The organism is Psychromonas aquimarina ATCC BAA-1526, from assembly GCF_000428725.1.
GTDB classification, from domain to species: Bacteria; Pseudomonadota; Gammaproteobacteria; order Enterobacterales; family Psychromonadaceae; genus Psychromonas; species Psychromonas aquimarina.
Genome location: NZ_AUAM01000081.1, coordinates 1 through 7,317, shown reverse-complemented (window position 1 = coordinate 7,317; position 7,317 = coordinate 1). Strand labels below are relative to the sequence as shown.

The following is a 7,317-nucleotide window of genomic DNA, read 5'->3' as shown; positions in this document are numbered from 1 at the left end:
TGTAATTAGAATAACTAGTTACTGCAATCAACGCCTTGCTTTCATCCATTTTTCCTACGCCTAAATAGATCATTTAATTAATGGAATTGGTATAAACCAATAACAGCACTAATTACTGCTGTTATTGATTTGCGTGATAGTGGCGATTATGACTAAAACTACCATGATTTCAATTACGAAGCGGATAATAGTAAAACCGCCGCTATTTACTCGGGCTGATGTTCCTTGACAAACAGGGCCAGTTCATTGAGTGCTAAAGGTTTAGAGAAATAATAGCCCTGGAAAAGATCACAGCCTAACTCGGTTAATAAATCTGTGTGATCCTTAGTTTCAACACCTTCTGCAAGTACTGTGATATCTAACTCTTTACCCATTCGGATAATACTTTTCATCATAGCTCTGTCGGTTTTATTTTTAGTGATGTAGTCAATGAAACTTTTATCGATTTTAAGCTCGTCAATGGGGACTTTCTTAAGCATGTTCAGGGAAGAATAACCAGTCCCAAAATCATCCAGCGACAATGAAATACCGGCATCCTGCATTTTATGAAAAACAGGTGATATATTTTCAATACTTTCAATAAACAGACTTTCGGTTATTTCAATGGTGAGCTTAAGGTACTCGGACTGATAACGCTGGTAACACTCCATCAGTTTGTCAAAAAAATCATTCTGCATAAACTGGCTTACGGAAACGTTAATGGACAGATTAAAGGGAATATTTTCCTGATTCTGCAGCTTCGATATTTCAGACATTGCCCGCTCCATAATATATAAACCGAGTGTCGGCATCAGTCCCATCTCCTCCGCTACAGGAATAAATGCATCCGGTGAAACGGGCCCTAATGAAGTGCTCTGCCAGCGAACCAGTGCTTCAACACCGGATAAACACTGATTTTGGTCCAGCTGCGGCTGATAAACCAGACTAATTTCATTATTACTCACGGCATAATGCAGCGCCTGTTCGATTTCAATGTTTTTTATCAGTTTCTGATGCATTTCCGCTGAGAAAAAGAAACAGTTGTTTTTGGATTTTTTGGCAATCGCCATGCTGTTGTCTGCATAGCTGACTAAGCTGTTTATATCTCGGGCATCTTGAGGGCTCTGTGAGATGCCGACTGATGCACTGATTTTGAAAAAAGTATTGTTGACTAAGTAGGGCGCATCGACAACTTCGAGTAAGGTCCTGCAGTAGTTATCTATTTCACTTCGTTTAACTGACTCTAAAACAATAATAAATTCATCACCGCTAAAACGAACTGCTTTGCCTTTTAAATCCTGCAGGCTTTGTTTTATGCGTTTACCTACTTCAATTAAAATAATGTCTCCGTAATGATGGCCGAATGTATTATTAATATGACTAAAGCGGTTCAGATCCAGGTAAAGTAATGTAAACGACTGCTGTGAATTAATTAACTGCGTGCTGTAGGATCTTAACAGGGTGCGGTTAGGCAGGCCGGTTAAAGAGTCATGCTCTGCTTCATAGGTCAGGGCCGCTATTTTTCTATCCTCAATACGATTAACCCACTTAAACAGTATAAAAATGAAAGTCATCAGTAACAGGTAAAAAGCTGTATAAGCAGCTGCTGGTTTATAGAGCTGCTGTATCACATTCTGATAGGGCTGCTGTGCATGTATCCAGAACTGGTATCTTTGATTATAAGTGAGGGTCAACAGGGACGGCTGCTCATCAATATTAACAATGACCTGTACCGGTGACTGGGAATGTCGTAACTGCTCTGCTGTCAGCTTCTGTTTGGCAAGATGTGTATTAAGATTCTGTATTACCGATGATTTGACCGGTCTGCTGTAAAGCTCGCTGATCTGCTTTGTAGTCAGGCAGGTGCGCAGAAACGGAAAGAAACTTTTATCAAAAGTCGCCTGCAGAGTATTACCTGGTGTGGTGGATTCATTCCAGTGTTCATACACCATAGCTAAATCTAAAAGAGAAGTCATCACCATGATAACCTGACCGTTGTCATCAAGCAGGCGCTTTCTGAACGGAAGAACCCATGTTTTAAAATGCGTAGAATAACTTGCTTTGCCGATGACCATATGATCGCTGTTTAATGCCTGTTTAAAGCGGGCTTGAGTGCTTGGGGTTGTCAGCAGATTGACTATATTAGCCTCACGGCGCTTATTTGATGAAGTTATAAACTTTCCTTCAGGCGAAAATGCGGCAAAGCTGAGCCATAGCGGATTGTCGGCAATGATTTTATCAAGGGTTGCTACGTTTAAAGGGGATGTTGGAGAGCTAAGGCCGCCGCTTAAAACATCAATCACATTTTCGTATTGTAAAAAAAGAGTAGACAGCTGCAGGTTAAACATTTTTGTTACATAAAGCTGATCGTTTTGAGTTTTGTTTTTTATACCCAGGTATTTTAAATAAACAGCCCCGCTCGTTAATAAGGCGCCGATAAAAGCGATTAAATAAAAGATTAACCAGGTGTTCTTTTTAAATATGTTCATAGGGAAGAGCTGCTCGCTTTTATATTAAAAGAGATAAACCATAATACGCAGCTTAGTTAGTATAACTAGACCGCCGGGTGGTGTTTTTGGACGATATATTAAGGCAGTTAATTTTAAATGAAGAATAAAAAATTGCATATTAATTATGCAGTCATCTTCACATTTAGCTGTTTTATTACTTGTTTTATTGCTTGTTTTGTTGTTTTTTTACTCATTTTGAAAAAAAGTTACAGAAAATGATATAAATCAAACCCTCCCCCCATAGGAAAAAGGTAAATTAGCCCCCATTGTGATCGATGTAACAAAAACTTTCGTCTATAATGCTGTCGGTAATATGAATACAGCGGGAAATGTTGTATTAAAGGACAGTGTGATAGCTGAGCTTGAATGAATGTTCAGGTAGTAAATTCAGAATTCTATAGTTTTAAAATTAAATGAGAGGACACATCATGTCAGTAAAAAAAATGGTTGATCTAGATTTAGCCGGCAAACGCGTATTCATCCGTCAAGATCTTAATGTTCCAGTTAAAGATGGAAAAGTAACTTCAGACGCACGTATCCGTGCTTCTATCCCGACAATTAAATTAGCGCTGGAAAAAGGTGCTAAATTAATGATTACTTCTCACTTAGGTCGTCCAACTGAAGGTGCTTCTGCTGAAGAAAACGCTGCATTCTCTCTACAGCCTGTTGTTGATTACTTAAACGAAGCATTAGATGTTCCTGTTCGTTTAGCGACTGATTACTTAAACGGTCTTGAGCTGAACGAAGGTGAAGTTGTTGTTCTTGAAAACGTTCGTTTTAACAAAGGCGAAAAGAAAAATGACGAAACTTTATCTAAGCAGCTAGCTGCATTATGTGACGTTTACGTTATGGATGCATTTGGTACAGCTCACCGTGCACAGTCTTCTACTAACGGTGCTGGTGTATATGCTCCTGTTGCATGTGCTGGTCCTCTGCTTGCCGCTGAATTAGAAGCACTAGGTAAAGCAATGGATAACCCTGCTCGTCCATTAGTTGCAATTGTCGGCGGTTCTAAAGTTTCTACTAAACTAACTGTACTTGAGTCTCTGTCTACAGTTGCTGACCAGCTGGTTGTTGGTGGTGGTATTGCAAACACATTTATCGCAGCTGAAGGCCACAATGTTGGTAAATCATTATACGAAGCAGATTTAGTTGATACTGCTAAGAAACTAATGAAAGAGTGTGCTATTCCAGTAGCAACTGACGTTGCATGTGCAAAAGCATTTGATGAAAATGCTGAAGCTGAAATTAAAAACGTTGCTGACGTTCAAGATGACGACATGATTTTCGATTTAGGTCCAGACAGCACAGCTGCTCTTGCTAAAATCCTAAAAGATGCAAAAACTATTCTTTGGAACGGCCCTGTCGGCGTATTCGAATTCAAAAACTTCGAAGCAGGTACAGCTGGTATCTCTAAAGCGATTGCTGATTCTGAAGCTTTCTCTGTAGCAGGCGGCGGTGATACTTTAGCCGCGATTGATAAATTTGATATCACTGCAGATGTTTCTTACATCTCTACAGGCGGTGGTGCGTTCCTTGAGTTTGTTGAAGGTAAAAAATTACCTGCAGTGGCAATGTTAGAGTCACGCGCAAACGATTAATCGAACAATTAAAGCGAGATAATATCTCGCTTTTTTTTCAACTTTTATTAGCGTATTTTTTATTGCCTTATTGTGATATATTATGCGCGAAATTTAGCAGTATTTATTTTTAACTACATAGGATTATCCTCATGACTAAGATTTTCGACGTTGTAAAACCTGGTGTTATCACTGGTGATGATGTTCAAAAAGTATTTGCAATTGCAAAAGAAAACAATTTTGCACTTCCAGCGGTAAACGTTATTGGTTCTGATTCAATCAATGCAGTACTTGAAGCAGCAGCTAAAGCTAAAGCTCCAGTTGTTGTTCAGTTCTCAAACGGCGGCGCTGCATTCAACGCAGGTAAAGGTCTTAAACTTGAAGGTCAGGAAGCGGCTATTCTTGGTGCTGTTTCTGGTGCTAAACACGTTCACGCAATGGCTAAAGCTTACGGTGTTCCAGTTATTCTTCATACTGACCACGCTGCTAAAAAACTTCTTCCTTGGATCGACGGAATGCTGACTGCATCTGAAGAGCACTTCGAAGCAACCGGCGCTCCTCTTTTCTCTTCACACATGATCGATCTTTCTGAAGAGCCTCTAGAAGAAAACATCGCAACTTGTGCTAAATACCTAGAGCGTATGTCTAAAATGGGCATGACGTTAGAAATCGAACTAGGTTGTACTGGTGGTGAAGAAGACGGTGTTGATAACTCTGATATGGATGAGTCTTTACTTTACACTCAACCGTCTGAAGTTGATTACGCATACGTTGAATTATCAAAAATCAGCCCGCGTTTCACTATCGCTGCATCTTTCGGTAACGTACACGGTGTTTACAAGCCTGGTAACGTTAAACTTACTCCAACTATCCTGCGTGATTCTCAAGCATTTGTTGCTGAAAAGCACGGTGTTGCGTCTAACGAATTAAACTTCGTATTCCACGGCGGTTCTGGTTCTTCTGAAGCAGAAATCCAAGAGTCTATCGGTTACGGTGTTATCAAAATGAACATCGATACAGATACACAGTGGGCATGTTGGGACGGTATCCGTACTTACGAAGCTGAAAACCACGACTGCCTGCAAGGTCAAATCGGTAACCCGACTGGTGAAGATGCTCCTAACAAGAAATACTACGATCCGCGTGTATGGTTACGTGCTGGTCAAGCGTCTATGGTTACACGTCTTGAAAAAGCATTTGCTGACCTTAACGCTGTTGACGTATTATAATTTAACCGGCCTGCATTTCAGCAGGTAGTTTAAATTTTTTAGAGCCGGCTTAACTGCCGGCTTTTTTGTGCCCGCAGGAAAATAACTGCAACTATTCATAGTAAACTCTGTCATATGTTAACTTATTCTATTTAGAGGACTTTTTATGCGCTATCTGCAATATTTATTACTGGCTGCCGCTTCTGCCTTTTCAGTTTCCAGCCTGGCTGCTTCCCAGCCGGACGAACCGTATATTGCGGTAACAGGAAGCGCTGAACTTGAGGTAAAACCGGATCAGGTTATTATCCAGTTTCAAGCTTCAGCATTAGAGCGTAAAGGAGCACTGGCTAAAAATGAAGTTGATCAGCAGGTTGAAACATTATTAGTTAATTTACAGCAGTCGGGGTTTAGCAGTAAAGAACTGGAAAGTGCGGATCTTTATACCAGAGCTGAATATGATTATCAGAAAGATAAACGTATTTTTATGGGAATTCGTGCAACACGTGACTTAACCTACCGCTTAACCGACATTGATAAGGTTAACCAGTTTTTAGATGCCGTATTAGCTTCAGATATCGAAGCGATTAACCAGCTGCAGTACGGACTGCAGTCTCCTGAAAAGTGGCAGCTTGAAGTGCGTCAGATGGCTGTAGAAGACTCTGTAAAGAAAGCTGCTAATCTGGCAAAAGCTTATCAGGCAGAACTTGGTAAAATATATTCTGTTAATTATCAGAATAGTTACAGGGAGCCGGTGATGATGCGTGCGATGAGCAGTGAAAACCTAGACACAACAACTTATCAGATTAACACCATTAAGCTTAATGACAGGGTGCAGGCTGTTTTTATTTTACAACCTTAATTCGTCAGGATCGCTAAGGGTTACTTGCAGGCAATTTTCTGCGCTTGCATTAAAACTCATTAAATGACTTTGTGACGGCCTAAACAGGGTACTCAGGTGCCCTATAAACGGCTGCATAAGCTGGTTATCAAAACTGCTCTCTAAGCTAAAGTAAGTGCTTAATGTTTCAGGTGTTATATGCACTGTTAAGTAGTGCTCTTCACTAACTGCATTTAAAGAGTAACCTTTAGGTGTAAAGGTAAACTGATCAATATGCAGCTGGGGGAAAAACTCCGGCAGCGCTAATGCGCATTCAATCTGCTTTGTAGAAACTGTGCCCGCCTGCAGTGAATTAGCAAATGAACCAGATAAACCATGACACATTAATATCTGCTTGGTGTCTGCAGGGCCGTGAGAGGCCTCTCCGAATAGAAAAAGATCACCTTGATACTTACCCCTCCAGTGCTTGGTTGACCCCTGTAAGTGGCTGTTTAAGATGCTGACATCCTGAGTAAAGTTAGTTGCCTGCAGATCCGGCTGATGCGGCTGGTGGCGGTGAAAAAGTAAAGAGTGAATATTTTCTTTACCCAGCTCTTTTTGAAAAAACTGAGCCGCTTTAACCAGATGAGTATTGCCGCAGGTGATCAAAAGTAATTTGTTTTTCCAGACAAATAAACTCGACTCAGATAACAGGTAAGCTTTAACCTGAGCATTTTCTATTTTAGATAAAATTAAAGCGCCGGCCTGCCTGACCATCTCCTGCCAGAAACTGTCGGGAAACTGCAGCAGATTGCTATGCTGCAGGGTGATCTGTAAACGCTTTTCAGTGCCTTCATAAAACATTAGTATTCTGCACCATTTTCTTGTGTTCGCAGGTTTAATCTCATGATTAATAAAAGCCGGTGATTGTTAAGGAAAGGCAGTTTATCGTAATCTCGCTTGAAAATGTAGGCTGTCGTGTACGAGACTGGATTAAGTGCCTTAGAAATGAATTTTTAAGAAGGGCGTTTCACCTATTAGTTATTGATGAAAAACTGAACCAAGGGCACGAGAGGGGGCTTCTTGAACTACAGATACAAAAAAGCCACTAGTATTTTCATACCAGCAGCTTAAATGATGGTGTTTCGTCTCCTGGGTTTTAATAAAAAGGTGAACCAAGGACATGAAGATTTTCAATCCATGAATTTTGGATACAAAAAAGC

At 40.4% G+C, this 7,317-nt stretch carries 6 protein-coding genes; 3 read left to right on the top strand and 3 right to left on the bottom strand.

Features of this window, described 5'->3' with window-relative positions; translation table 11 throughout:
* Positions 1-206: 206 nt before the first annotated feature.
* Positions 207-2,468, bottom strand: coding sequence for a bifunctional diguanylate cyclase/phosphodiesterase (locus tag G337_RS0118240; protein ID WP_028865157.1), 2,262 nt, complete (start codon positions 2,466-2,468; stop codon positions 207-209).
* Between the two features lie 449 nt (positions 2,469-2,917).
* Between G337_RS0118240 and G337_RS0118235 the strand changes: the two genes are divergently transcribed.
* The 3 genes from G337_RS0118235 (at position 2,918) to G337_RS0118220 (ending at position 6,136) form a co-directional block, all read left to right on the top strand.
* Entirely contained in the window at positions 2,918-4,090 is a 1,173-nt protein-coding gene (locus G337_RS0118235; protein ID WP_028865156.1) for a phosphoglycerate kinase, read from the top strand.
* 131 nt (positions 4,091-4,221) lie between these two features.
* Positions 4,222-5,298 (top strand): class II fructose-bisphosphate aldolase, encoded by a 1,077-nt coding sequence (fbaA, locus tag G337_RS0118230; protein WP_028865155.1) that lies wholly within the window; start codon positions 4,222-4,224, stop codon positions 5,296-5,298.
* Positions 5,299-5,443: 145 nt separating this feature from the next.
* Positions 5,444-6,136 carry an SIMPL domain-containing protein gene (locus G337_RS0118220; protein ID WP_028865154.1) on the top strand — a complete coding sequence of 231 codons (693 nt, stop codon included), beginning with the start codon at positions 5,444-5,446 and terminating at the stop codon, positions 6,134-6,136.
* Here G337_RS0118220 and G337_RS0118215 read toward each other — a convergent pair.
* Together G337_RS0118215 and G337_RS29090 are read right to left on the bottom strand one after the other, a co-directional pair.
* Positions 6,125-6,958 carry an S-adenosylmethionine decarboxylase gene (locus G337_RS0118215; RefSeq protein WP_028865153.1) on the bottom strand — a complete coding sequence of 278 codons (834 nt, stop codon included), beginning with the start codon at positions 6,956-6,958 and terminating at the stop codon, positions 6,125-6,127. The two genes, G337_RS0118220 and G337_RS0118215, sit on opposite strands and share 12 nt — an antisense overlap.
* Positions 6,959-7,135: 177 nt before the next feature.
* Positions 7,136-7,317 (bottom strand): hypothetical protein (locus tag G337_RS29090; RefSeq protein WP_211235822.1); only part of this gene is annotated, 182 nt, incomplete at its 5' end.

Excerpts from the sequence above, each read along its gene's own strand:
- G337_RS0118240 (WP_028865157.1), bottom strand. The coding sequence starts at position 2,468 with ATGAACATATTTAAAAAGAACACCTGGTTAATCTTTTATTTAATCGCT.
- G337_RS0118235 (WP_028865156.1), top strand. The coding sequence starts at position 2,918 with ATGTCAGTAAAAAAAATGGTTGATCTAGATTTAGCCGGCAAACGCGTA.
- fbaA (WP_028865155.1), top strand. The coding sequence starts at position 4,222 with ATGACTAAGATTTTCGACGTTGTAAAACCTGGTGTTATCACTGGTGAT.
- G337_RS0118220 (WP_028865154.1), top strand. The coding sequence starts at position 5,444 with ATGCGCTATCTGCAATATTTATTACTGGCTGCCGCTTCTGCCTTTTCA.
- G337_RS0118215 (WP_028865153.1), bottom strand. The coding sequence starts at position 6,958 with ATGTTTTATGAAGGCACTGAAAAGCGTTTACAGATCACCCTGCAGCAT.